Raw genomic sequence first — 24,846 nt, forward strand, 5'->3', positions numbered from 1 at the left:
CTGAACGGGGTCTTTTTTTGCCTGCAATCTCTGTAGGAGCTGCCGACGGCTGCTTCTACAGAGGGGAATGCGATTACACGCCGAACTGGGCGCGGTACGCTTCCACGGCCGGCAAATGCTGCTTGAGCTGCGGATCGTCAGCGAGGAATTCCAGCACCTGATTCAGCGAAACGATGCTGATCACCGGAATGCCGAAATCGCGCTCAACTTCCTGGATCGCCGACAACTCGCCGTTGCCGCGCTCCTGGCGGTTCAGGGCGATCAGCACGCCGGCAGCCTTGGCACCGTCCTGGGAGGCAATGATCTGCATCACTTCGCGGATCGCGGTGCCGGCGGTGATTACGTCGTCGATGATCAGCACTTCACCGGTCAGCGGTGCGCCGACCAGGCTACCGCCTTCGCCGTGGGCCTTGGCTTCCTTGCGGTTGAAGCACCATGGCAGGTCACGGTCGTGATGCTCGGCCAGCGCAACGGCAGTGGTCGCCGCCAGCGGGATGCCTTTGTAGGCCGGGCCAAAGAGTACGTCGAAAGCAATCCCGCTCTCGACAATGGCCGCCGCGTAGAAACGACCCAGTTGCGCCAGGGCGGAACCCGAGTTGAACAGGCCGGCATTGAAGAAGTAAGGACTGGTACGCCCGGACTTCAGGGTGAACTCACCGAAGCGCAAAACGCCGCGATCGATGGCAAAACGAATGAAATCGCGCTGATACGCTTGCATGAAAAAAACCCCAAATACCACGGATTTAGCTAATTAGCTTGACGCCGTGTATCATACACGCACGCGATTTTTGGGGCCATTTATGCGGATCATCAGTGTGAACGTCAATGGTATTCAGGCTGCAGTCGAGCGTGGTTTGCTCAGTTGGCTGCAAGCACAGAATGCCGACGTCATCTGCCTGCAGGACACCCGTGCCTCCGCCTTTGAACTGGATGACCCAGCCTTCCAACTGGATGGCTACTTCCTTTATGCCTGCGATGCTGAAGTCCCTGCCCAAGGTGGCGTGGCTTTGTATTCGCGGTTGCAACCGAAGGCTGTCATCAGCGGTCTCGGTTTCGAGACGGCCGACCGCTACGGGCGCTACCTGCAAGCAGATTTCGACAAAGTCAGTATTGCCACCTTGCTGCTTCCTTCTGGGATGAACGGCGATGAGGACTTGAACCAGAAGTTCAAGCTCATGGACGACTTCGGCAAGTACCTGGACAAGCAGCGACGCAAACGTCGCGAGTACATTTATTGTGGCTCGCTGTACGTGGCGCAGCAGAAGCTCGACATCAAAAACTGGCGCGACAGCCAGCAATCCCCGGGCTTCCTGGCGCCAGAGCGCGCCTGGATGGACGAGATTGTCGGCAACATGGGCTATGTCGATGCCCTGCGCGAAGTTAGCCGCGAAGGCGACCAGTACAGCTGGTGGCCGGACAACGAGCAGGCCGAGATGCTCAATCTGGGCTGGCGCTTTGACTACCAGATCCTGACGCCGGGCCTGCGGCGCTTCGTGCGCAGCGCACGCTTGCCACGTCAGCCACGGTTCTCGCAGCACGCGCCGCTGATCGTCGACTACGACTGGACGCTGACCATCTAAGCGTCGATTCGCAGACATAAAAAATGCCCGTATCGAAAGATACGGGCATTTTTTATGCGTCAGTCCATGACGACTCAAACAGTGGCAAAGAAAGGTAGCGCGAGGTACAGCTTGATCACGATGACATTAATGATGTCGATGAAGAAGGCCCCCACCATTGGCACCACGAGAAACGCAATCTGCGAAGGCCCGTAGCGCTGCGTCACTGCCTGCATGTTGGCGATGGCTGTAGGCGTTGCGCCCAGACCAAAACCGCAGTGCCCCGCCGCCAATACCGCCGCATCGTAATTGCGGCCCATCATTCGGAACGTCACGAAGATCGCAAACAGCGCCATGACCAACGTCTGCGCCGCCAGGATGATGAAGATCGGCAACGCCAGAGCGGCCAGATCCCACAACTTGAGCGACATCAAGGCAATCGACAGAAACAGCGACAGGCTGACATTGCCCAACACCGAAACTTCACGCTCGAACACCTGATACAAACCGAGCGCCGACAGTCCATTACGCAACACCACACCTACAAACAAAACGCAGACAAACGTCGGCAACTCGAAGGCGGTTCCATGCAGAAAGCCATTCAGAAGATTGCCGGCCAATAAACTGACCGCAATCAGGGCCAGTGTCTCGATAAACGAAAAGGGCGTAATCGAGCGCTCTTTGTTCGGCTGCTCAAAACCTTTTGGCATCCGTGGCGTTTCTTGAGGCTGGCAACCGGGCACCTTAACTCGCTTGATCAGCAGGCGAGCCACCGGCCCACCAATCAAACCACCCAACACCAGGCCGAATGTAGCAGAGGCGATTGCGAGTTCGGACGCGGAGGCCAGACCGTACTTCTCGCTGAACACCGCGCCCCACGCAGCCCCCGTACCGTGACCGCCCGCCAGCGTAATCGAACCTGTCAGCAGCCCCATCAACGGATCAAGTCCCAGCGTTGTGGCGAGACCGATACCCAAGGCGTTCTGAACCACTAGAAGCCCGGCGACCGCCAGCAAGAATATGCCCACGACGCGACCGCCCTTCCTCAGGCTGGCAAAGTCTGCGCTCAAACCGATAGTGGCAAAGAATGCCAACATCAGTGGCGTTTGCAGTGAAGTATCGAATCGGATTTCTATATCAAAAGTTCTCAACACCAATAAAATCAGTGCAATCACCAGGCCACCGGCGACGGGCTCAGGAATGTTGTAATTACGCAGAAAACCGACCCGTGCAACAAGTCCGCGTCCCAGTAAAAGTACTAGAGAGGCGGCCACGAGCGTTCCATAAAAATCGAGCTGAATCATTGGGATTATTCTTGACTATATATTCACCAGGCGAACTTTTTACCCGCGCACGCCTATTGAATCGGCTGATCGTCTCAACACTGATTGATGAGGAATTCAAAGACCTTCATGGGCTTGAATATATCGAGATATTTCTGAAGCAATGTTGCGCAAAGCAACTTTAACAATCGCCAAGTCCTGTTGCCAAGGACAGAGCCGCCTCTTACACATTGCAGTTGTGACTAAAGATGTAATAGTTGAAATACATATAAAACAGCTACTACCGTTTGTCGCAGATAGAACTATTCCTACATGAAAGAGTAATTATTCGATTTGCAAAAATACAAATGCCCCGACAAGTCAGGGCATTTTTTAAACTTCCGCGATTTTTTGGGGATGCATTGATCGTTATTTGATCAATCGCCAAGTGAATGGATATCGATAAGGAAACCCCTCATTGGCCTTCACTCCGCCGATGACCGCAAGCACTATCGAGCCGATCGCCACCAGGCCATAAAGAAAGAAACCAACGATGATCAACATCAACAAAATACTGATCGCCGATGCAATCGCCACGGTAATCTGAAAATTCAGTGCCTCTTTGCCCTGGGCATCGATGAACGGGTCCATCTCGCGCTTCATCTGCCACAGGATCAAAGGCCCGATCAGCGTGCCGAACGGAATCCAGATCCCCAACAAGGCGGACAAGTGACAAAACATCGCCCATTGGCGAACCTGTTGGCTCGGTTTGGGTAGCAGCTCTTGCTCATCACTCATCGCGTCCTCCTTGCGGGCTTGAACCTGCTCAGTCGGCCAGTGCAGCCTTCTGCAGTTCGAAGATCTCGTTCATGCCTTTCTTGGCCAGTTCCAGCATGGCGTTCAAGTCTTCAGGCTGGAACGGCGCGCCTTCGGCGGTGCCCTGCACTTCGATGAAGCCACCGGTGCTGGTCATCACCACATTGAGGTCGGTCTCGGCGGCGGAATCTTCAAGATAGTCCAGATCCAGTACTGGCTCGCCCTGGTACATGCCAACCGATACGGCACCGATCATTTGCTTGAGCGGGTCGCCGCCTTTCAGGCCGCCACGCTTCTTGATCACTTTCAGCGCATCGACCAAGGCAACCATGGCGCCGGTAATGGACGCCGTGCGGGTGCCACCGTCGGCCTGGATCACATCGCAATCGACGTAAAGGGTCACGTCGCCCAGCTTGGACATGTCCAGAGCAGCACGCAGGGAGCGGCCGATCAGGCGCTGGATTTCCAAGGTGCGACCGCCCTGCTTGCCACGGCTCGCTTCACGCTGGTTACGCTCGCCGGTGGCGCGCGGCAGCATGCCGTATTCAGCGGTCAACCAGCCTTGGCCCTGACCCTTGAGGAAGCGCGGCACGCCGTTTTCGACGCTGACGGTGCAGATGACTTTGGTATCACCGAATTCGACCAGTACCGATCCTTCGGCGTGCTTGGTGTAGTTGCGGGTAATGCGGATCGAGCGGAGCTGATCGGCAGCGCGACCACTTGGACGTTTCATAGGAGATACCTGTACTGGGGACGGAAAACTGCCGAGCATTATAGAGCGCTGCACCGCCACTGGGCACTCGTTAAAAAAACAGGCCGACGACCGAAAGCCCTGAAACACGCATTACCGACGGGCTGCAGCCCTTTGTCACACCGTGTGTTTGGGCGCCTTCGCCGCACTGCGCTACAATCCTGCGCCTTTGCTGCCAGTCGGCTTAAATTCATTCATATCGCGCCTGCGGGACACATGTTCTGCGCCGATCTGCATTGCGAGGTCACCGCCATGGTGCACAGCATGACCGCCTTCGCCCGCGTCGAAAAAGCCGGCGCCCAAGGCACCCTGAGCTGGGAACTGCGCTCGGTCAACAGCCGCTATCTGGAGCCGCACCTGCGCCTGCCGGAGTCTTTTCGCGAGCTCGAGGGCGCCGTACGTGAAGCGCTGCGTCAGGGCCTGTCGCGGGGCAAACTGGAATGCACCCTGCGGTTCACCGAAGAAAGCACCGGCAAGCCGCTGCAAGTCGATCGTGAGCGCGCCGCACAATTGGTCGCCGCCGCAGAGACCGTTGCCGGCCTGATCAAGAACCCTGCCGCCCTCAACCCTCTGGAAGTGCTGGCTTGGCCCGGGGTTCTGGTCGCTGACGCAAGTGACCCGCAAGCCTTGAATGCCGACGCCCTGGCTCTGTTCAATCATGGGCTCAAAGAACTCAAGGCCGGTCGCGAGCGTGAAGGCGCAGAACTGGCGCGACTGATCAACGATCGCCTGACTTCCATCGAAGAAGACGTTGTGACCCTGCGTGAACTGGTTCCGCAGATGCTCGCCACACAGCGCCAGAAGGTTCTCGACCGCTTCACCGACATGAAGGCCGAGCTGGATCCGCAGCGCCTTGAACAGGAAATGGTCATGCTCGCGCAAAAAAGCGATGTGGCCGAAGAACTGGATCGCCTGAGCACCCACATCATTGAAGTTCGCCGGGTGCTGAAGTCCGGTGGTGCGGCCGGACGTCGCCTGGACTTCCTGATGCAGGAACTCAACCGCGAAGCCAACACACTGGGCTCCAAGGCTTTTGACCCGCGCAGCACCCAAGCCGCCGTCAACCTCAAGGTGTTGATCGAGCAGATGCGCGAACAAGTGCAGAATATTGAGTAAGGCTACCCCGACATGACCCACAGCACCGGCACCCTGTACATCATTTCCGCGCCATCGGGCGCGGGCAAAAGCAGTCTGGTCAAGGCTTTGACCGACGCCAACCCGGAGATCCGTGTATCGATCTCCCACACCACCCGCGCCATGCGCCCGGGTGAGGTGAACGGCGTGAACTATCACTTCGTCGAGCGCAACGAGTTCGTGAAGATGATCGAGCACGGTGATTTCCTCGAGCGCGCCGAAGTCTTCGGCAACCTCTACGGCACCTCGCAAAGCCACCTGCAACAAACCCTGGACGAAGGCCACGACCTGATTCTGGAAATCGATTGGCAAGGCGCCGAGCAAGTACGCAAGCTGATGCCGCAGGCACGTTCGATCTTCATCCTGCCGCCGTCGTTGCAGGCTCTGCATCAGCGCCTGACCAATCGCGGCCAGGACAGCGACGAAATCATTGATGGGCGCATGCGCGAAGCCGTCAGCGAGATGAGCCACTACGTCGACTACGACTACCTGATCATCAACGACGATTTCGCCCACGCGCTGGACGATTTGCAGGCGATTTTCCGTGCCAATCAGTTGATCCAGAAACGTCAGCAACAGCGTCACGGTAAATTACTGGCCGAATTGCTCGGCTAATCAGCACTTCCCAAAACCGCTGCAAGCGCTTTACATTGGCACTTGCAGCGCGTTGAAGAGTCTGGTTAAAAAATCAGCGCTTCCCTAATCGCTGGTGATTTTTTAAACTGTTCAGTCCGCTCGCCCAACCGGGCAGCGCGCATATTGCATTCGCTCCGAGGAATACCATGGCCCGCGTAACCGTTGAAGACTGCCTGAACCACGTGGAAAACCGTTTTGAGCTGGTCATGCTCTCTACCAAACGTGCCCGTCAACTGGCCACCGGCGGCAAAGAGCCTCTGGTTCAGTGGGAAAACGACAAGCCTACCGTTGTAGCGCTGCGTGAAATCGCGGAAGGCCTGATGAGCTATGAGTTCATCGCCAACGCTGAAATCGTCGAAGACGAACCGCTGTTCGCAGCGTTCGAGGACGAGTCCAACGAGGCCGTCTAAGCCTATGCCTGGTCGACGTAGCACGGCGCGGGGTCACAGCGAACGGCAGGAGTCATCATGCCGAGCATAGACGCCCTCGCCGATCGCTTATCGACCTACCTCGGCAATGACCAGGTCAACCTGGTCCGCCGAGCGTATTTCTACGCCGAACAAGCCCATGATGGTCAACGCCGTCGCAGCGGCGAGGCGTACGTCACGCATCCTCTTGCGGTGGCGAATATTCTTGCCGACATGCACATGGACCATCAGAGCCTGATGGCGGCGATGCTGCATGACGTGATCGAAGACACTGGTATCGCCAAAGAAGCGCTGCAAGCGCAGTTCGGTGAAACCGTGGCTGAACTGGTCGACGGGGTCAGCAAACTGACCCAGATGAACTTCGAGACCAAGGCCGAAGCCCAGGCTGAAAACTTCCAGAAAATGGCCATGGCCATGGCGCGCGACATTCGCGTGATCCTGGTCAAACTCGCCGACCGCCTGCACAACATGCGCACGCTGGAAGTGCTGTCCGGCGAAAAGCGCCGGCGCATCGCCAAGGAAACCCTCGAAATCTACGCGCCCATCGCCAACCGGCTGGGCATGCACGCCATTCGTATCGAGTTCGAAGACCTCGGCTTCAAGGCGATGCACCCGATGCGTTCCGCGCGCATCTACCAGGCAGTCAAACGCGCCCGGGGCAACCGCAAGGAAATTGTCAACAAGATCGAAGAATCCCTGGGTCATTGCCTCGCCATCGACGGCATTCAGGGCGAAGTCAGCGGTCGTCAGAAACACCTCTACGGCATCTACAAGAAAATGCGCGGCAAGCGTCGGGCCTTCAACGAGATCATGGACGTCTACGCGTTCCGGATCATCGTCGACAAGGTCGATACCTGCTACCGCGTGCTGGGTGCTGTACATAATTTGTACAAACCGTTGCCGGGACGCTTCAAGGATTACATCGCGATTCCCAAGGCCAACGGCTATCAGTCGCTGCACACCACGCTGTTCGGCATGCACGGTGTGCCGATCGAGATCCAGATCCGTACCCGCGAAATGGAAGAGATGGCCAACAACGGCATCGCCGCCCATTGGCTGTACAAATCCAGCGGTGACGAGCAACCGAAAGGCACGCATGCCCGCGCCCGTCAGTGGGTCAAAGGCGTGCTGGAAATGCAGCAACGGGCCGGCAACTCGCTGGAATTCATCGAAAGCGTGAAGATCGACCTGTTCCCGGACGAGGTCTACGTGTTCACGCCCAAAGGCCGGATCATGGAGCTGCCCAAAGGCTCCACAGCGGTCGACTTCGCCTACGCGGTGCACACCGATGTTGGCAACAGTTGCATCGCCTGCCGGATCAACCGCCGTCTCGCACCGCTGTCCGAACCGCTGCAAAGTGGTTCCACGGTCGAGATCGTCAGCGCTCCCGGCGCGCGACCGAACCCGGCCTGGCTCAACTTTGTGGTTACCGGCAAAGCGCGCACGCACATTCGCCATGCGTTGAAACTGCAACGCCGCTCCGAGTCGATCAGCCTCGGCGAACGCCTGCTGAACAAGGTGCTCAACGGTTTCGACAGTGCGCTGGAAAAAATCCCGGCCGAGCGCGTCGCGGCGATGCTCGCCGAATACCGCCTCGAACTGATCGAAGACCTGCTCGAAGACATTGGCCTGGGCAATCGCATGGCTTACGTGGTCGCCCGTCGCCTGCTTGGCGAAGGCGAACAGCTGCCAAGCCCTGAAGGCCCACTGGCCATTCGCGGCACCGAAGGTCTGGTGCTCAGCTACGCCAAATGCTGCACGCCGATCCCGGGCGACCCGATTGTCGGGCACCTGTCCGCGGGCAAAGGCATGGTCGTGCACCTGGACAACTGCCGCAACATCAGCGAAATCCGGCACAACCCGGAAAAATGCATCCAGCTCTCGTGGGCCAAGGATGTCACCGGCGAATTCAACGTCGAACTGCGTGTCGAGCTGGAACACCAGCGCGGCCTGATCGCCCTGCTGGCCAGCAGCGTCAACGCAGCCGATGGCAATATCGAGAAAATCAGCATGGACGAACGCGATGGTCGCATCAGCGTCGTCCAACTGGTGGTCAGCGTCCACGACCGTGTGCACCTGGCCCGTGTGATCAAGAAACTGCGCGCGCTGACCGGAGTGATCCGCATCACCCGCATGCGTGCATAAATCCACCATTACAAGGAGTCATGCATGACCAAGACAGTTATCACCAGCGACAAGGCCCCGGCCGCCATCGGCACTTACTCCCAGGCGATCAAGGCTGGCAACACCGTCTACATGTCGGGCCAGATCCCGCTGGACCCAAAAACCATGGAACTGGTTGAAGGCTTCGAAGCCCAGACCGTCCAGGTGTTCGAGAACCTCAAAGCCGTGGCCGAAGCCGCCGGCGGTTCGTTCAAGGACATCGTCAAACTGAACATCTTCCTCACCGACCTGAGCCACTTCGCCAAGGTCAACGAGATCATGGGCAAATACTTCGACCAGCCGTACCCGGCCCGCGCCGCCATTGGCGTTGCTGCCCTGCCAAAGGGTTCGCAGGTTGAAATGGATGCCATTCTGGTCATCGAGTGATGCGCACGGCGCGGCCTTCATACGCCGCGCCGACTGCTCAGCAAGAAAAGGTTTTGAAAGGATTCCACCATGCGCAAAGCGCTAGCTCTCCCGCTGCTCGCCATTTTCCTCGGCGGCTGCGCCAGCAACCCTGCCGACCGTGACATCAGCGGCACCTGGATCAACCAGGTGGCGATCGATGCTGCAGCCAAGGGCGGCCCCCTGCGCGAAGCGCTTCAGGCCTACGGCCCGAACCTGGAGTGGGACGTCAACACCAAGGCCGGTCAGGCCCGCTATACCAACGGTTTTGAGAACGTCGAAGGACGGCTGCTGGGCGAACAGTCCGGCGCCTGGAAAGTCGACTTCTATGGCAGCTCCGCCAGCGAGCTGAAACGCGACGGCGGGCAACTGCAGCAAGCCGCCAGCGAAAACGAACCGGAACAGGTCTTCGACCGTGCACAGATTCCGGTGCCGGAAGGCGCACCCATCGGGGCCAGTTTCGAACGGGCGCTGTATTCCGCCTACATGGGCGGCAACTGGACAATTGCCAGTGGTCAAGGCGAAGGCGGCAGCGTGCAGTTCCAGGCCGACGGCCAGGTCTCCGGCTTGCCGGGTGCCGATCGCTATGCGTTGTGCCTGGCAGGCGATTGCGCGTCGATGAGCAGCACCAACGACAACATGTGGTTGCAGCTTAACGGTCAGGGCAATGCCTACATCTTTGCGCGCAAGGGCAAGGAACTGGAGATTTTCCAGGCCGTGAACACCGCGCTGGCAGATGAAATGCCGCAGTACACGCCGGGTGAGCGCAAGTGGCTGCTCGAGAAGCAATAACCCGTTGCTGAAATTGCAGCGAACCCATGCAGGAGTGAGCCTGCTCGCGATAGCGGTTTAACAGTCGACATATGTGTTGAATGTTCATCCGCTTTCGCGAGCAGGCTCACTCCTACAGTTGTTTCGTGGCGTTCTGGAAGTCAGCACTTGCCTTCGAGGATCGCCGCGTAACCTTCGCGGTAACTTGGATACTTCGGGGTCCAGCCCAACGCTTTCGCCCGTGCATTGCTGCAACGCTTGCTGCCTGTGCGACGTACGCTGGCATCTTCCGCCCATTCGGTAACGCCCAGATACTCTCGCAACCAGCCCACCACTTCGGCCAACGGCGCCGGCGCATCGTCGACGCCAATGTAGAAATCCTCCAGCTTCACGCCCTGCCGATCCTTCTCCAGCAAAAACGCCAGCAATCGCGCCGCGTCATCGGCATGTATGCGATTGCCATACAACGGCGGATCAACTGCGACACGATAACCACGACGCACCTGCGTCAGCAGCCACTCACGGCCCGGCCCGTAGATACCAGTCAGACGCAGGACGCTCGCAGGGATGACGCTATTGAGTGCCACCTGCTCGGCTTCGAGCATCAGTCGCCCTGAATAACCAGTAGCGACGGTCTCTGAGGTCTCATCCACCCACTCACCGTCCAACTGCCCGTAGACACTGCTGCTGGACACGAAGATCAGGCGCTCAGGCACTTGCCCATAGTCGTCCAGCCAGCTCAGCACGTTCTGCAAACCCTGCACATAAGCCGCGCGATAACCGGCCTCATCGTGATCGGTGGCAGCGGCGCAATACACCAGGTAATCCACCGCACCGACGGGCCAGGTCGCCGGGCAGTCTTCATTGAACAGGTCGCCGGCAACACCAATGACACCGTCCGGCAAGCGCGAGACGTTGCGGCGCAAGCCATAAACTTCCCAACCAGCAGTCAACAATTGCGTAGCCAGACGACTGCCGACATCACCACAACCGGCAATCAAAACAGAAGGCGCGGACATCAGAAAACTCCCATCGGAAAGGGACAGACTAGCCTTGGCAGGAGACGTGCGGCTAGCAATCAAGGAAAAAAAGATACTCTATTACTTTTGTTAACAAGAATTACTTGCAATAATGCACGCCACTTTTGTTCTCGGCCTTACGAGGCCTGGAAGAGCATCATCGTTTTTCTATCTCAGGTCCGGCCAGCATGACACGTAATCAAAACCCCGCTTCGCCAACCAACCGACCTCGCGCCTGGAGTGCTCTGGCGGCTCTGCTGCTCAGCCTGATGCTGGCACCGACCGCCGCTTTCGCCGACGCACAAGCGCCAGCGACGCCAGCCGCCACCGAGCAGAGCGCACCTGCCGCCACTCCGGCTACCCCGGCCGCTACTGATCCGGTACAGGCTGTCGATGCTGCCGACGCCCCTGAAGTCCTCGAAGCCGACAACTCCCTGGGCATGGCTCACGACCTGTCGCCATGGGGCATGTACCAGAACGCCGACATCATCGTGAAAATCGTGATGATCGGTCTGGCCATTGCTTCGATCATCACCTGGACCATCTGGATCGCCAAGGGCTTCGAGCTGATGGGCGCCAAGCGTCGTCTGCGGGGTGAAATCGCCGCGCTGAAGAAAGCCACCACCCTTAAAGAAGCCAGCACCACTGCCGCGAAAGAAGGCACCCTCGCCAATCTGCTGGTCCACGACGCCCTTGAAGAGATGCGCCTGTCGACCAACAGCCGCGAGAAAGAAGGCATCAAGGAGCGCGTCAGCTTCCGTCTCGAGCGTCTGGTTGCCGCTTGTGGTCGCAACATGAGCAGCGGCACCGGCGTCCTCGCCACCATCGGTTCCACCGCGCCGTTCGTGGGCCTGTTCGGCACCGTGTGGGGCATCATGAACTCCTTCATCGGCATTGCCAAAACCCAGACCACCAACCTCGCCGTCGTGGCCCCAGGCATTGCTGAAGCACTGCTGGCCACCGCACTGGGTCTGGTTGCTGCGATTCCTGCGGTTGTGATCTACAACGTGTTCGCCCGCTCCATCGCCGGTTACAAGGCGCAGGTCTCCGACGCCTCGGCAGAAGTCCTGCTGCTGGTCAGCCGCGACCTCGATCACCAGCCTGAGCGCAGCTCGCAACCGCACATGGTGAAAGTGGGGTAATCGGCCATGGGCCTGCATTTGAAAGAAGGCGCAGACGACGATCTGGCCGAGAACCACGAAATCAACGTCACGCCGTTCATCGACGTGATGCTGGTGCTGTTGATCATCTTCATGGTGGCCGCTCCACTGGCCACGGTGGACATCAAAGTCGACCTGCCTGCCTCGACCGCCAAACCGGCGCCGCGGCCAGAGAAACCGGTGTTCCTCAGCGTCAAGGCTGACCAGCGCCTGTTCCTCGGCGAAGACGAAGTGAAGCCTGAAGCACTGGGCGCCACCCTCGACGCGCGCACCAAAGGCAAGAAAGACACCACCATCTTCTTCCAGGCTGACAAAGGCGTGGATTACGGCGACCTGATGAGCGTGATGGATAACCTGCGTGCAGCAGGCTACCTGAAGGTCGGTCTGGTCGGACTCGAGAGCACAGTCAAGAAATGATCACCACGCGCCATAAGCTGACGCGTTACAGCGGTAGCCTGGCCGTGGTGCTGGGCGTCCACGCGCTGGCCATCGCGCTGGCGCTGAACTGGACGACCCGCCCGCCCATCGAATTGCCGCCTCAGGCAATGATGGTCGAGCTGGCACCGGTTCCGGCCCCGCCACCGCCTGCACCGCCGAAAGTCGTCACGCCACCGCAGCCACCTGCGCCGGTCGAAGAGCTGCCGATTCCGAAATTGGCCGAAGCGCCGAAAGCCGAAATCGCAGTACAGAAACCCAAACCGAAGCCAAAGCCCAAACCGCCGAAGCCGATCGAGAAAAAGCTGCCCGATCCGCCGAAGGAAAAACCATCCGAGGAAAAACCGGCCGACACGCCACCGACTCCGGCGCCGACGGAGAAATCCGCGGCACCGGCGCCGGGCCCGTCGCCGGCACAGTTGGCCGCCAAGGCCAGTTGGCAAGGCACCCTGCTCGCGCATCTGGCCAAGTACAAAAAGTACCCGGCCAGTGCTCAGGCACGGGGCAAGGAAGGTTTGAACCGACTGCGTTTCGTGGTCGATGGCGAAGGCAACGTGCTGTCGTTCGAACTGGTGGGCCGCTCCGGCAACGCCGATCTGGACCGGGCCACCCTGGAAATGATCCGCCGCGCGCAGCCGCTGCCCAAGCCACCGGCTGACATGTTGACCAATGGCTCGATCGAAATTGTTGCGCCATTTGTTTACTCGCTGGAACGCCGTCGCTAAGCAACACCGCAAGACCTGTAGGAGCGAGCCTGCTCGCGAAGGGCCATGTCAGTCATCACATTTTTGTCTGACCTACCGCTTTCGCGAGCAGGCTCGCTCCCACAATGGTTCTCCGCTGGCCGGATGACCAATTCAAAAAGGCACCGAAAGGTGCCTTTTGCATATCTATCCACGGCAAACCCACATTGCCCGGTGTCGCACTCCTCCCTCAGTCTGATAACGTGCGTCTATCGATCGCAGCCGGTATGCTTGGCCCGCATCTTCATGGACGCTTGCTATGACCCTCACAGAATTACGCTACATCGTTACCCTCGCCCAAGAGCAGCATTTCGGCCACGCGGCCGAGCGTTGCCACGTCAGCCAGCCGACCCTTTCGGTGGGCGTGAAAAAGCTTGAAGACGAACTCGGTGTGCTGATTTTCGAACGCAGCAAAAGCGCCGTGCGCCTGACACCGGTCGGCGAAGGCATCGTCGCCCAGGCGCAAAAAGTCCTCGAGCAGGCCCAAGGCATCCGCGAACTGGCCCAGGCTGGCAAAAACCAGCTGACCGCCCCGCTGAAAGTCGGCGCGATCTACACCGTCGGCCCGTACCTGTTCCCGCACCTGATTCCGCAACTGCACCGGGTCGCCCCGCAGATGCCGTTGTACATCGAAGAAAACTTCACCCACGTGCTGCGCGACAAACTGCGCAACGGCGAGCTCGACGCGATCATCATCGCCCTGCCGTTCAACGAAGCCGACGTGCTGACCCTGCCGCTCTACGACGAGCCGTTTTACGTCCTGATGCCGGCCCAGCACCCTTGGACGCAAAAGGAAACCATCGACGCCGGCCTGCTCAACGACAAGAGCCTGCTGCTGCTCGGCGAAGGTCACTGCTTCCGTGATCAGGTGCTCGAAGCCTGCCCGACCCTGACCAAGGGCAACGACGGCGCCAAGCACACCACGGTCGAATCCAGTTCGCTGGAAACCATTCGCCATATGGTTGCCTCTGGCTTGGGCATCTCGATCCTGCCGCTGTCGGCGGTCGACAGCCATCACTATGCCCCGGGCGTGATCGAAGTGCGTCCGCTGTCGCCGCCGGTGCCGTTCCGCACCGTGGCGATTGCCTGGCGCGCGAGTTTCCCACGGCCCAAAGCCATCGAGATCCTCGCCGACTCCATTCGCCTGTGTTCGGTGGCCAAGCCAGCGGCACCGGTTACAGCCGGTTAAGCGAGTGTCATGACGGAGCTGTCGCAAGTGTCGGTGACGGCACTCAAGGGTGTCGGCGAAGCCATGGCCGAGAAATTGGCCAAGGTCGGCCTGGAAAACCTTCAGGACGTGCTGTTTCACCTGCCGCTGCGTTATCAGGATCGTACCCGCGTGGTGCCGATCGGTGCGCTGCGACCGGGGCAGGATGCCGTGGTCGAAGGCACCGTCAGCGGCGCCGATGTGGTCATGGGCCGTCGCCGCAGTCTCGTCGTGCGCTTGCAGGACGGTACTGGCGGCCTCAGTCTGCGCTTCTACCATTTCAGCAACGCACAGAAAGAAGGCCTCAAGCGCGGCACGCGGGTTCGCTGCTACGGCGAAGCCCGGCCCGGCGCGTCGGGTCTGGAAATCTACCACCCGGAATACCGCGCCATCACCGGCGACGAGCCGCCGCCAGTGGATGAAACACTGACCCCGGTCTATCCGCTGACCGAAGGCCTGACCCAGGCGCGTCTGCGTCAGTTGTGCATGCAAACGCTGACGATGCTCAAGCCTGACACCCTGCCCGACTGGCTGCCGACCGAACTGGCCCGCGACTATCAACTGGCGCCGCTGGCCGACGCGATCCGCTACCTGCACAACCCGCCCGCCGATGCCGATGTCGACGAGCTCGCCCTCGGTCATCACTGGGCCCAGCATCGCCTCGCCTTCGAAGAGCTTTTGACGCATCAACTGTCCCAGCAACGCCTGCGCGAAAGCATGCGTTCGCTGCGCGCGCCGGCGATGCCGAAAGCGAAAAAGCTGCCACCGAAATATCTGGCCAACCTTGGCTTCAACCCGACTGGCGCGCAACAGCGCGTCGGCAACGAAATCGCCTACGACCTCAGTCAGCACGAACCGATGCTGCGGCTGATTCAGGGCGACGTCGGCGCGGGTAAAACCGTGGTCGCCGCCCTCGCCGCATTGCAAGCGCTAGAGGCGGGTTATCAGGTCGCACTGATGGCGCCGACCGAGATCCTCGCCGAACAACACTTCATCACCTTCAAGCGCTGGCTCGAACCGCTGGGTATTGAAGTCGCGTGGCTGGCCGGCAAGCTCAAGGGCAAGAACCGCGTCGCTGCGCTGGAACAGATCGCCAGCGGCACGCCGATGGTGGTCGGCACCCACGCGCTGTTCCAGGACGAAGTACAGTTCAAGAACCTCGCGCTGGTGATCATCGACGAACAACACCGTTTCGGCGTCCAGCAACGTCTGGCGCTGCGGCAGAAAGGCGTCGGCGGGCGCATGTGCCCGCATCAATTGATCATGACCGCCACACCGATTCCACGGACGCTGGCGATGAGCGCCTACGCCGACCTCGACACCTCGATCCTCGACGAATTGCCGCCCGGTCGAACCCCGGTCAACACCGTGCTGGTCACCGATACCCGCCGCGTCGAAGTCATCGAACGGGTGCGCGGTGCCTGCGCCGAAGGGCGTCAGGCCTATTGGGTGTGCACGTTGATTGAAGAGTCGGAAGAGCTGACCTGCCAGGCTGCCGAAACCACCTTCGAAGACCTCACCGCCGCCCTCGGCGAACTGAAAGTCGGGCTGATCCACGGGCGCATGAAGCCTGCCGAAAAAGCCGCGGTCATGGCTGAATTCAAGGCCGGCAACCTGCAACTGCTGGTCGCCACCACCGTGATCGAAGTCGGCGTCGACGTGCCCAACGCCAGCCTGATGATCATCGAAAACCCTGAACGCCTTGGCCTCGCCCAGCTGCACCAATTGCGCGGCCGTGTCGGTCGGGGCAGCGCTGCCAGCCATTGCGTGCTGCTCTACCATCCGCCGTTGTCACAGATCGGTCGCCAGCGTCTGGGCATCATGCGCGAGACCAATGACGGTTTCGTCATCGCCGAAAAAGACCTCGAACTGCGCGGCCCCGGCGAAATGCTCGGCACCCGTCAGACCGGCCTGCTGCAATTCAAGGTCGCCGACCTGATGCGCGACGCCGACCTTCTGCCCGCCGTGCGCGATGCAGCGCAAGCTTTGCTGGAACGCTGGCCGACGCACGTCAGCCCATTGCTCGACCGCTGGCTGCGCCATGGGCAGCAATACGGCCAAGTGTGAGCACCGTCGCAGTTTCTGAACCCTCGTTCCAACCAAGCTGGTTATACTCCTGCAATTGTTTCAAAAACGGATACAGACCATGACCGAAGCTGCTCTCGCCTCCGAATCTCCGCACGCTCCGTCTGTTATTCGGCTGCTGCTCAACAAGCTGGGCGTTGCCTACGAAGAAGTGCTCGACCACCATGGCCTCAATGCTTCGCGCAAAGTGCAAGCCGTGTTGCTGGACGACGCGGTCGGTGCGTTGATGGTGCTGTTCCCACAGAGCCAGTTGCTGGATCTCAACCGCCTCGCCGAATTGACTGGCCGTCGCCTGACCGCCGTCTCGACCGAGCGTCTGGAAAAAATGCTCGGCAAACACAGCCTCAGCCTGTTGCCGGGCCTGCCGGCGCTGACCAGTTCGCCGTGCCTCTACGAAGAAAGCCTGCTGCGCGAACCGAAGCTGCTGATCAACTCCGGTGAGCCGGGCCTGCTGCTGGAAATTGCCAGCGAAGACTTCAAGACCATGCTGACCAAGGCCAGCGCCGCCAACTTCGGCGAAGCCCTGAGCAGCATCCGCCCGAACCTCGACCGCCCGGACGATGACCGCGAGGAAATCACCCAGGCCGTGCAGGCGTTCACCGCGCGGCGCATTCAGCAGCGTCTGGAAGCGACCATCGAGATTCCGCCGCTGGCCGAGACTGCGCAAAAAATCATCAAACTGCGCGTCGATCCTAACGCCACCATCGACGACATCACCGGCGTGGTCGAAACCGACCCGGCGCTGGCTGCGCAAGTGGTGAGCTGGGCGGCGTCGCCGTACTACGCTTCGCCGGGCAAGATTCGTTCAGTGGAAGACGCGATCGTCCGCGTGCTCGGTTTCGATCTGGTGATCAACCTCGCGCTCGGTCTGGCCCTCGGCAAAACCCTGAGCCTGCCGAAAGACCATCCGCAACAAACCACGCCGTACTGGCAGCAATCGATCTACACCGCCGCCGTCATCGAAGGCCTGACCCGCGCCATGCCGCGCGCCCAGCGCCCGGAAGCCGGCCTGACGTATCTGGCCGGCCTGCTGCACAACTTCGGCTACCTACTGCTGGCCCACGTGTTCCCGCCGCACTTCTCGCTGATCTGCCGCCACCTGGAGGTCAACCCACACCTGTGCCACAGCTACATCGAGCAACACCTGCTGGGGATCAGCCGCGAACAGATCGGCTCGTGGCTGATGCGCTACTGGGACATGCCGGATGAGTTGGCCACCGCCCTGCGCTTCCAGCACGACCCAAGCTACGACGGCGCCTACGCCGAATACCCGAACCTCGTCTGCCTGGCCGTGCGCCTGCTGCGTAGCCGCGGCATCGGCTCGGGCCCCGATGAAGACATCCCCGACGCCCTGCTCGAACGCGTCGGCCTGACCCGCGAAAAAGCCAACGACGTCGTCAGCAAAGTCCTCGAAGCCGAAGTGTTGTTGCGCGAACTGGCTTCGCAGTTCAGCCAGGCCTAAACGCAAACAGGCCCGCTCCCTCAGGTTTTACACAATCCCTGTAGGAGCGAGCCTGCTCGCGATGAATCCACCTCGGTCCAACTGCCCGCATCAAGCCTTAGGCTTAGCCTTCCTCGGCTTCAAATACTTCATCAACCCCTGAAACCACATCACCAGCGCCGGATTGCCCTTGATCTGGATCGACTTGTCCTGAATCCCCTGCATAAACGCCAACTGCTTGTTCTTCGCCTGCATCGTGGCAAAGCCATAACCCGCATCTTTAAACGCAATCGCAAACGCCGGCTCCGCCACCACCCCAGACTTGCTGGTGATGCGTTGATCCTTGACCACGAAATGCCGTGCCACCTTCCCGTCCAGCGTCTGCATCTGAAACACCAGATCCTTGTCACCCAACTGCTGCTGGAACGCGGGATTTGTCCGGCTGGCCTTACCCATCAACAAACCCATCATCCACAGAAGAAAACGAAATTTCATGCGCACAGCCTCAAAAGGAAAATGAACGGCCGGGGCAGTGTAAGGGATTCGGACGATAACGCCACTATCCAGCTCTGTTGGTGGAGGATGCAGGCCATTTCCCGCACGATGACTGCCAAGTCACGATTCTGCGAGCAACGTCCTACACCTGTTGAAACAAATCCCTGTAGGAGCTGGCGAAGCCTGCGATCTTTTGATCTTCCGCCCTGCAAATCTATGGGAAATTTCCCGCAAAGCGCCGGGCTGTCCATGAACTAGGCGAGCTGGGGCGATGTGGATAGGCTCTGTGTGTCGCCGCAGATCGGCGATACGGACGTGCAAGTTCGGTTGGAGTACACATTGGTTATGGCAATTCGCCGAGCGTTTTCCTATGCTCGCGGATCGTTATGGCTGCTGTGTATGGGAGACCTTCGGGTCTGCCGGGTTACTCCACCGGTCTTGCACACCTATGCACAGCTGCCACCACTTTCGAAGTGCGAGCGAAACGGTGTCGGCTCCTAAAACTGGAGTAAGACCGAATGATCAAACCAACACCCAACCCACCAGAAAACCCAGATATTTCGCCCTACGAATCTCTGGATTCAAAGAAATTCCACGAAGCCGCCGAGCGCGCCCTCGACCACCATTTCAAACCCGCCGTCGAACCACGCCCCAAACGCGAAACCGGCCTCTTCAGCCTCTCCCCCGGCACCGACGCCGAAGCCCTCATGGCCAACGCCTCGGAAGACCTGCTGTCTATCAGCGTCATCGCCTGCGATCTGGCTGACGACCTCCACGGCTCCCGCCGCTCGGTCGCGCTGGCCCTGAGCAGAATGGCGGACGGCGTGCGGTTGATGGTCGAAGGGATGCTTGATCACATTGAAGTGCGGAATACGCCGGCCAAGCCGTAACGCGGTTTGCGGATGAAAAAAGGGGACGTTAAGTCCCCTTTTCTAGAGCGAATAATCCATCACTTCTTCCAACCGCCAGCATTGCCCCCGGACAAACCGATATTCGAAGACATAGTCGGTATCCGGTTTCTGCAGGATGGCGACGGCGCGATCTCCTTGCTCTTCCTTGACGGTCAATGTCAGGCCTTGGACTTCTCGCTTGGCCTGATCCGGGATGATTGGAAACTTGAGTTCCTCTCCGCTCAGGCTGCGCTTTTCCATCTCAGGCTCAGGATAACCGGCCACAGTCGTGACCATTTTCAGCGGCTGTTGGACGAAGGATTTCTGCACATCGGCGCGCTCGGAGAAGGCTACGAGGAACGCTGAAAAGTCGGGCGAGGGGCAAGCGACACTGGTCACGTCGCCGTTAGTTTTGGGCGACTTCTGGCGCAGATCCTGTTGAAGCTTTGAATCGGCAATGATCTTTGCATCGAGGTCTGCCAGGCGCTTTTTGATACTCGCCGCATCCTTGTACGCACACACAACATCGACGCCGTTTTCAAGGTCTCGGCCGTCTCGGCAATCCTGCAATTCAGGGTCTGGCGGATCACCACGGAAAAAACGCAACGACAACTGCTCGCCCTGCTTGATGAGTGGCAACTCCAGCGTCCAATAGGTATAGCCTTCGAACCCACCGTTTGACTCTTTTTGCCTCATGAGCACGTACAGGGACTTCCCCGCTTGCTCAGGGAATTTTCGTTCGAAGAAAAACACCGATGCGACTTCATCACCCACGAGCGGCGCCACAAACGAGAGTTCTGGCTTCGTGGCACTCATTGTCGTGTAAAAAACCTCACCACCGGGAACGTAGCCACCTGACGTCTGACCTTTGAGCGTGTTCTTCAAGAACAACACGGTGATCTTCTGCTCGCCCACCGATGCCACCACCGGCGGATGCATTTGCTTGATGGTTTGCAGGTCATCAGCGGTTGCCGTTTGCGCGGTAAGACCGATGATCGATGCGAGCATGCACACACAACTTGAAAACCTGGTCACTTCCATTACTTCCTTGTTGATCGACGAATTGATCAATCTTCAATAACTAGCGCGAGGGCATCACGATGATTCAGGCGCGCCGCATTTCAGCTCTTGGATTTGCGCGTGCTGAATCGGTATCACACAGGCGCGACGTTTCTCTCCGGGCCCACGAAGTTCCGTCAGGCTAAGCATTAGATGTAGTCCGTCCTCGGCAAACGCGTGATCCTCAAAACCTGCGTCGGCATAGTCGCTCCAGAATCTCTTGCCATCGAAAGTGCAAAACTGCCTGGACGACAGCACTCTCCAGTTGCCGTCGGGCGCGAGAATCTGAACAGTCAGGCAAGGATTGCCGAAGGTACTGACGTAGCGAGCCACGACATCGCCGAAGCGTCGAGAGGCGGATTCAGACACTTGACTGATATTGATCACATCACTCGGTCGATCGGATGCGATCGCGTCCAGATAACCGGCACGCTCCAGACTTATCCGTGCCACACACAGACTGATCATCAAGGACTGCGCCTGTGAGCCGGGTTGTACTTCTGTGGCCTCCAGCAAGCATGTGGTGTCGCGCAACTTGAGCCAGGCACGTTGTGAATCTTTGGCGATTGCCATAAACGCCTCAGCTTGTGCAGGGTCTTCCTCTCGCTGAGACGCGAAACGCGCTATCAGTTTTTTGTAGCTGGCATTCAGTTTTGCGTCGGCCGCTTTACGGTCGGCTTCAACGCATTCCAGGTATTGCCAACTTACGGTAATGACCTTGCAAGTATCCTCAGCGAACGCAATTGAAGTGGACATCAGCCCAAAGGCCAACACGATAAAGCGGGCAAACCTGTTCATTTTTTCATTCCCTGAAACTTTGATCGCTCAACGACGCGTTGCGGAATTTTCTGTGCCTTGCCAGCGGCAGTCATCGCTTCGCCGTACTCGCGGTAATAGCGCTGCGCTTCCTCTCTTCGATCAAGTCGCCACAGGGAATCCGCCATGTTCAACATCAACACCGTGCGCTTGCCGACCGCTTCGACGCCGCGATAAAACTTCATCGCCAGCTCATCTTTACCGCCCTCGGCCAGGTAAAAACCCAAGTCGTTGTAGGCTTGAACATTTTGCGCGGGGGGATGACACGCCATGTAGGACTCCGGGCTTAAAAAACTCATGCTCCACTCAAGGGATTCGGCGCGGGACTGCGCCGTTTCGAGGTTCAAGACATGTTTCAGCAGTTCCTTGGGAGGCTTGGTTTCCAAGGCAGGGTTGAGCACCCCGCCCTCTTCGGAAACCCACTGATTGCCTACCCATTTACCCTCACAAAACCTTTCGTAACTCTCAGCCAACACGCAACCGGTTTCCATCGAGATCACAGCGCAATGCCCCTGTGATGTCGCTATTTCCTCCCCGTTCTCACCTATGACTACGCCGTATTCCACCGGGGTCGCCAACAAGGTTTTCTTATCGGGGCTAAGCCATTCGGGATAGGCCTGAGTACCAATATCGGCATGGAAGAGCGGAAATGTCTTTCCATTCGCCGAGAACCAGGCAGTGGCAGACTCCACCACAGGTGACGTCCACTTTTTTGCCTGTAACGTCACGGTGTGCCCGTCGATACCGACGATTGGCGGCTCTTCGGCAAAGGCGCTGGCGGCAACCAAGCTGCCGAACATCAACACCCACTTAAGGCTGGCCATATTCAATCCTTTTCACTGCTGGGCTTTCCGATTGCAGCTGCCTTTTGGTAACGCCATAGGCCTCCATCAGCGCTTCCCGGGAGCCCTTCGAACCAAACGAGCGCTGGGTGTTATCGAAGCTATATTGCTCCAGTCGCCCCGCCGTCGAGTAATACCCGCGCCACTCCGGGCAGGCACCGCAACCGCCGTAACCACCGATTGAAACAAGGCTGCCCTTGCTACCTGTCACACAATCCATTGCCACCACCACGTTGCTCAGCATCTTCGTCTTCACCCCGTCCGAGGTGAGTTGCGAAACCTTGCCGACATTACGCCGAAGCACTTTGCCGCCGATGTTGATGGTCTGGTCGGAGCAGACCGGGATGAGGTGGGTTTCTGCGTCATCCACCGTCACCGAACGGCAGGACGACACCAACACCACTTCAACCCCGCCGCATTGCATGACATCGCGCTGGGTAAAGGCATCCGCCGGCGCAGCGAACGCCGGCGCAGAGAGCAGCAACGACAGGCTGCCCGCGAGATAGAACTGATTCATCGGGAATTCCCTTTCGTCGCCTAACCGGCCTGTTGTTCCGTCAGGCATTTTGCGTAGCCATCGGCGAACCTGGCGTCGAAGGACAACGCCACCGGCTCGTCCAGTTCCGCCGAGGTGTTGAGCAACACGTGCGTCGCCGGGATGTATTTGATCCAGCCAATGGTGCCGGTGCCATCGGTGTCGAAGAACAGCTGGGCTCGTACGGTTTCACCATCATCGTCGTCGATCAGCAAATTGACCTTGTCCTTGCCGACATACAGAAACGGGAAATCGCTGCTCCTGACCAGTTCAGCGAGGTAGCCGTAGCAACTCCCTTCACTGGCAATCGCCGGCATTGCGTAAGGCAAAAGCAGAAGCACACTCAGCACGGGCCGAATGAAAAAACGGTTCATCCCATCATCCTTAATCAAGCAGCGGCGATTCCGCCTCGGTCATCGTCAGCAATCGAAATTCGTTGTTCACAAACTCGTAGTAGCGATCCCGGTTGACGCTTTCCAGCGAATTCCCCTGAGCGTCTTCTTCGCCGTCGAGGGTGATACCGGAAATAAGGATCAAGCGGCTGTCGGGTTGGTAGAGCATGGCGAACGTGCTGCCGTCGTAGGCATTCGGCAGCCCGCCAGCGACTTCACCGGTTTGTGCATCGAGCACTTCGGCGCAGATGGCACCGCCGCCACAACCCAATGGGTTGAGGATGTAATGGCCGGCGAAGTTGACCTTGCCTTTCAAGGCTTTTGATCGCGCACTGTCCATCACCGGATTGCTGTTTTCCTGCGGCACCAGTGCATGGTGGGTGCCGGTGAACACTGGTGTGACGGGGTAATCCTTGAAGTCGGGGTCGGCGGCGAATGCCATGGATGTGGCGGCGAGAGTGTCAGATTTTTTGTGTGCGGGCTGGTAATGGCCTGCCGTTAGGCAGGCCTTCATTTCACCAGTTTGACCTGATGAATCGATCTCCGTACAAAACCGCAAACTGATTCATAGCGTTTTTCCAGTCATGGGCTGCACTGCCCCAGTTGGCGGTGATGTTTTGCAGTGCCAGCCAGATCAGTTTTGTCGCGGCTTCATCGGTTGGAAAGTGGCCTCTTGTCTTGATGATCTTGCGCAGCTGCGAGTTGATACTCTCGATGGCATTGGTGGTGTAGATCACCTTTCGTATGGCTGGCGGGAACACAAAGAACGGGATGACTCGATCCCAGGCGCGTCGCCAGGCTGCAACCACCGTTGGATATTGCTTGCCCCAAGGGCCCGATTCGAAGGCATCCAGAGCTTGCTCGGCGACGTCAGCGTTGAGTGCTTGATAAATCGGTTTCAGGGCCTTGGCCAGCTCACGACGCTTGTCCCATGCTGCGTAATCAAGGCTGTTGCGGATCAGGTGCACGATGCATGTCTGCAACGCCGTCTGAGGGAACACTGCACTCAAGGCTTCAGGCATGCCTTTGAGACCGTCCGTTACCGCGATCAGGACATCTTCGACCCCCCGGGTTTTGAGGTCATTGAAGACTTTCATCCAGAATTTGGCGCCCTCTGTGTTCTCAATCCAGATGCCCAGAATATCTCGAGTGCCGTCCGGTAGTACGCCCAGAGCCAGGTAAATCGCCTTGTTGCGAACCACGCCTTCATCACGGATTTTAACCCGCAGCGCATCGAAGAAAATGACCGGGTACATAGGTTCGAGTGGCCGTTGCTGCCACGTACTGACTTCCTCCAGAACAGCGTCGGTAACGGTGCTGATGAAGTCATGGGAGACGTCTGTTGCGTACTGCTCCGAGAGAAAGGCACGAATCTCGCGAACGCTCATGCCGCGGGCATACATGGCAATGATCTTGTCATCAAAGCCGGTAAAACGGCGCTCATGTTTGGGGATCAAAATCGGAGAAAAACTGCCGTCGCGGTCTCTGGGAATATCCAGGCGCAACGGGCCGTCATCGGTCAGCACGGTTTTTCCGCTCTTGCCGTTACGCTGGTTACTCGAATCCTCAGGGCGCTCCGCGCCCTGAGGATAGCCAAGATGAAGTCCTAACTCGGCACCAAGGGCACGTTCGATAAGCGCCTTTTTGAACGCCATCGCAGCATCCTGAATAGCTTCGGCACTCATCGACTCACTGAGGAACTGGTCGATCAGCTCTTTTGGAATGGACGGAAGGTCACGCTTGGCCTCACGGGCCGGTTTCTTTTTGGTTGGCATACATGCACCTCTGCAGCATGTTATGCC

27 protein-coding genes are annotated in these 24,846 nt (G+C 58.8%); 14 read left to right on the forward strand and 13 right to left on the reverse strand.

Features of this window, described 5'->3' with window-relative positions; all coding sequences use genetic code 11:
- Positions 1 to 73 precede the first annotated feature (73 nt).
- Positions 74 to 718: an orotate phosphoribosyltransferase gene (pyrE, locus tag PSH79_RS27230; protein WP_187680344.1), complete on the reverse strand. Its 645-nt coding sequence runs from the start codon at positions 716 to 718 to the stop codon at positions 74 to 76.
- Between the two features lie 82 nt (positions 719 to 800).
- Here pyrE and PSH79_RS27235 point away from each other — a divergent pair, with 82 nt between their 5' ends.
- A complete protein-coding gene (locus PSH79_RS27235; RefSeq protein ID WP_007920349.1) occupies positions 801 to 1,580 on the forward strand; it encodes an exodeoxyribonuclease III in 780 nt (259 codons plus the stop codon).
- 74 nt (positions 1,581 to 1,654) lie between these two features.
- Here PSH79_RS27235 and gltS read toward each other — a convergent pair whose 3' ends face one another.
- The 3 genes from gltS to rph form a co-directional block, all read right to left on the reverse strand.
- Complete coding sequence (gene gltS / locus PSH79_RS27240; protein WP_305440480.1) at positions 1,655 to 2,863, reverse strand: sodium/glutamate symporter; 1,209 nt, start codon at positions 2,861 to 2,863, stop codon at positions 1,655 to 1,657.
- 387 nt (positions 2,864 to 3,250) lie between these two features.
- Positions 3,251 to 3,619, reverse strand: coding sequence for a DUF4870 domain-containing protein (locus PSH79_RS27245; RefSeq protein ID WP_305440481.1), 369 nt, complete (start codon positions 3,617 to 3,619; stop codon positions 3,251 to 3,253).
- A 28-nt stretch (positions 3,620 to 3,647) separates the two neighbouring features.
- Positions 3,648 to 4,370 (reverse strand): ribonuclease PH, encoded by a 723-nt coding sequence (gene rph, locus PSH79_RS27250; protein WP_027610407.1) that lies wholly within the window; start codon positions 4,368 to 4,370, stop codon positions 3,648 to 3,650.
- Positions 4,371 to 4,640: 270 nt separating this feature from the next.
- Between rph and PSH79_RS27255 the strand changes: the two genes are divergently transcribed.
- The 6 genes from PSH79_RS27255 (at position 4,641) to PSH79_RS27280 (ending at position 9,946) form a co-directional block, all read left to right on the forward strand.
- On the forward strand, positions 4,641 to 5,504 hold the full coding sequence (locus tag PSH79_RS27255; RefSeq protein ID WP_305444108.1) for a YicC/YloC family endoribonuclease: 864 nt from the start codon (positions 4,641 to 4,643) through the stop codon (positions 5,502 to 5,504).
- A gap of 12 nt (positions 5,505 to 5,516) precedes the next feature.
- Positions 5,517 to 6,137 carry a guanylate kinase gene (gene gmk / locus PSH79_RS27260; protein ID WP_187680341.1) on the forward strand — a complete coding sequence of 207 codons (621 nt, stop codon included), beginning with the start codon at positions 5,517 to 5,519 and terminating at the stop codon, positions 6,135 to 6,137.
- A 167-nt stretch (positions 6,138 to 6,304) separates the two neighbouring features.
- Positions 6,305 to 6,568 carry a DNA-directed RNA polymerase subunit omega gene (gene rpoZ, locus PSH79_RS27265; RefSeq protein WP_007894670.1) on the forward strand — a complete coding sequence of 88 codons (264 nt, stop codon included), beginning with the start codon at positions 6,305 to 6,307 and terminating at the stop codon, positions 6,566 to 6,568.
- A 57-nt stretch (positions 6,569 to 6,625) separates the two neighbouring features.
- Positions 6,626 to 8,731, forward strand: a complete 2,106-nt coding sequence (gene spoT, locus PSH79_RS27270; RefSeq protein WP_187680340.1) for a bifunctional GTP diphosphokinase/guanosine-3',5'-bis pyrophosphate 3'-pyrophosphohydrolase — start codon at positions 6,626 to 6,628, stop codon at positions 8,729 to 8,731.
- Positions 8,732 to 8,755: 24 nt separating this feature from the next.
- Positions 8,756 to 9,136, forward strand: a complete 381-nt coding sequence (locus PSH79_RS27275; protein WP_003229509.1) for a RidA family protein — start codon at positions 8,756 to 8,758, stop codon at positions 9,134 to 9,136.
- A gap of 69 nt (positions 9,137 to 9,205) precedes the next feature.
- Positions 9,206 to 9,946, forward strand: coding sequence for a hypothetical protein (locus PSH79_RS27280; protein WP_305440483.1), 741 nt, complete (start codon positions 9,206 to 9,208; stop codon positions 9,944 to 9,946).
- Between the two features lie 140 nt (positions 9,947 to 10,086).
- Here the strand turns inward: PSH79_RS27280 and PSH79_RS27285 are convergent, their stop codons facing one another.
- Positions 10,087 to 10,944 (reverse strand): SDR family oxidoreductase, encoded by an 858-nt coding sequence (locus PSH79_RS27285; RefSeq protein WP_305440485.1) that lies wholly within the window; start codon positions 10,942 to 10,944, stop codon positions 10,087 to 10,089.
- 188 nt (positions 10,945 to 11,132) lie between these two features.
- On the opposite strand from PSH79_RS27285, the gene exbB reads away from it, so the two are divergent.
- From exbB to PSH79_RS27315, 6 genes are all read left to right on the forward strand, one after another.
- Positions 11,133 to 12,086 (forward strand): tonB-system energizer ExbB, encoded by a 954-nt coding sequence (exbB, locus tag PSH79_RS27290; RefSeq protein ID WP_305440486.1) that lies wholly within the window; start codon positions 11,133 to 11,135, stop codon positions 12,084 to 12,086.
- 6 nt (positions 12,087 to 12,092) lie between these two features.
- Complete coding sequence (gene exbD / locus PSH79_RS27295) at positions 12,093 to 12,521, forward strand: TonB system transport protein ExbD (protein ID WP_305440487.1); 429 nt, start codon at positions 12,093 to 12,095, stop codon at positions 12,519 to 12,521.
- The gene (locus PSH79_RS27300) at positions 12,518 to 13,264 is read left to right on the forward strand and encodes an energy transducer TonB (RefSeq protein ID WP_305440488.1); all 747 of its coding nucleotides are present in this window, start codon (positions 12,518 to 12,520) and stop codon (positions 13,262 to 13,264) included. The genes exbD and PSH79_RS27300 overlap by 4 nt, the downstream gene beginning before the upstream one ends.
- Positions 13,265 to 13,541: 277 nt before the next feature.
- A complete protein-coding gene (locus PSH79_RS27305) occupies positions 13,542 to 14,471 on the forward strand; it encodes a hydrogen peroxide-inducible genes activator (RefSeq protein ID WP_007920331.1) in 930 nt (309 codons plus the stop codon).
- 9 nt (positions 14,472 to 14,480) lie between these two features.
- The gene (gene recG, locus PSH79_RS27310; protein WP_305440489.1) at positions 14,481 to 16,556 is read left to right on the forward strand and encodes an ATP-dependent DNA helicase RecG; all 2,076 of its coding nucleotides are present in this window, start codon (positions 14,481 to 14,483) and stop codon (positions 16,554 to 16,556) included.
- Between the two features lie 79 nt (positions 16,557 to 16,635).
- Positions 16,636 to 18,036, forward strand: coding sequence for an aminoacyl-tRNA deacylase and HDOD domain-containing protein (locus tag PSH79_RS27315; RefSeq protein ID WP_305440490.1), 1,401 nt, complete (start codon positions 16,636 to 16,638; stop codon positions 18,034 to 18,036).
- Positions 18,037 to 18,126: 90 nt separating this feature from the next.
- Here PSH79_RS27315 and PSH79_RS27320 read toward each other — a convergent pair whose 3' ends face one another.
- A complete protein-coding gene (locus PSH79_RS27320) occupies positions 18,127 to 18,510 on the reverse strand; it encodes a helicase (RefSeq protein WP_150595957.1) in 384 nt (127 codons plus the stop codon).
- 518 nt (positions 18,511 to 19,028) lie between these two features.
- Between PSH79_RS27320 and PSH79_RS27325 the strand changes: the two genes are divergently transcribed.
- The gene (locus PSH79_RS27325) at positions 19,029 to 19,400 is read left to right on the forward strand and encodes a DUF6124 family protein (protein WP_305440492.1); all 372 of its coding nucleotides are present in this window, start codon (positions 19,029 to 19,031) and stop codon (positions 19,398 to 19,400) included.
- A 42-nt stretch (positions 19,401 to 19,442) separates the two neighbouring features.
- On the opposite strand, the gene PSH79_RS27330 is transcribed toward PSH79_RS27325, so the two are convergent.
- The 7 genes from PSH79_RS27330 to PSH79_RS27360 form a co-directional block, all read right to left on the reverse strand.
- Positions 19,443 to 20,408: a hypothetical protein gene (locus PSH79_RS27330; RefSeq protein ID WP_305440493.1), complete on the reverse strand. Its 966-nt coding sequence runs from the start codon at positions 20,406 to 20,408 to the stop codon at positions 19,443 to 19,445.
- 87 nt (positions 20,409 to 20,495) lie between these two features.
- On the reverse strand, positions 20,496 to 21,257 hold the full coding sequence (locus PSH79_RS27335; protein WP_305440495.1) for a lysozyme inhibitor LprI family protein: 762 nt from the start codon (positions 21,255 to 21,257) through the stop codon (positions 20,496 to 20,498).
- A complete protein-coding gene (locus PSH79_RS27340) occupies positions 21,254 to 22,099 on the reverse strand; it encodes a type IV pilus biogenesis/stability protein PilW (protein WP_305440496.1) in 846 nt (281 codons plus the stop codon). Before PSH79_RS27340 ends, PSH79_RS27335 begins: the two co-directional genes overlap by 4 nt.
- A complete protein-coding gene (locus PSH79_RS27345) occupies positions 22,086 to 22,634 on the reverse strand; it encodes a hypothetical protein (RefSeq protein WP_305440497.1) in 549 nt (182 codons plus the stop codon). Before PSH79_RS27345 ends, PSH79_RS27340 begins: the two co-directional genes overlap by 14 nt.
- A gap of 20 nt (positions 22,635 to 22,654) precedes the next feature.
- Complete coding sequence (locus tag PSH79_RS27350) at positions 22,655 to 23,026, reverse strand: hypothetical protein (RefSeq protein ID WP_305440498.1); 372 nt, start codon at positions 23,024 to 23,026, stop codon at positions 22,655 to 22,657.
- A 10-nt stretch (positions 23,027 to 23,036) separates the two neighbouring features.
- Positions 23,037 to 23,486: a hypothetical protein gene (locus PSH79_RS27355; RefSeq protein WP_305440499.1), complete on the reverse strand. Its 450-nt coding sequence runs from the start codon at positions 23,484 to 23,486 to the stop codon at positions 23,037 to 23,039.
- A 73-nt stretch (positions 23,487 to 23,559) separates the two neighbouring features.
- Positions 23,560 to 24,819 carry an IS256 family transposase gene (locus PSH79_RS27360; RefSeq protein WP_305444001.1) on the reverse strand — a complete coding sequence of 420 codons (1,260 nt, stop codon included), beginning with the start codon at positions 24,817 to 24,819 and terminating at the stop codon, positions 23,560 to 23,562.
- Positions 24,820 to 24,846 lie beyond the last annotated feature (27 nt).

Origin of the sequence: Pseudomonas sp. FP2196, assembly GCF_030687715.1 — a bacterium.
Lineage (GTDB): Bacteria > Pseudomonadota > Gammaproteobacteria > Pseudomonadales > Pseudomonadaceae > Aquipseudomonas.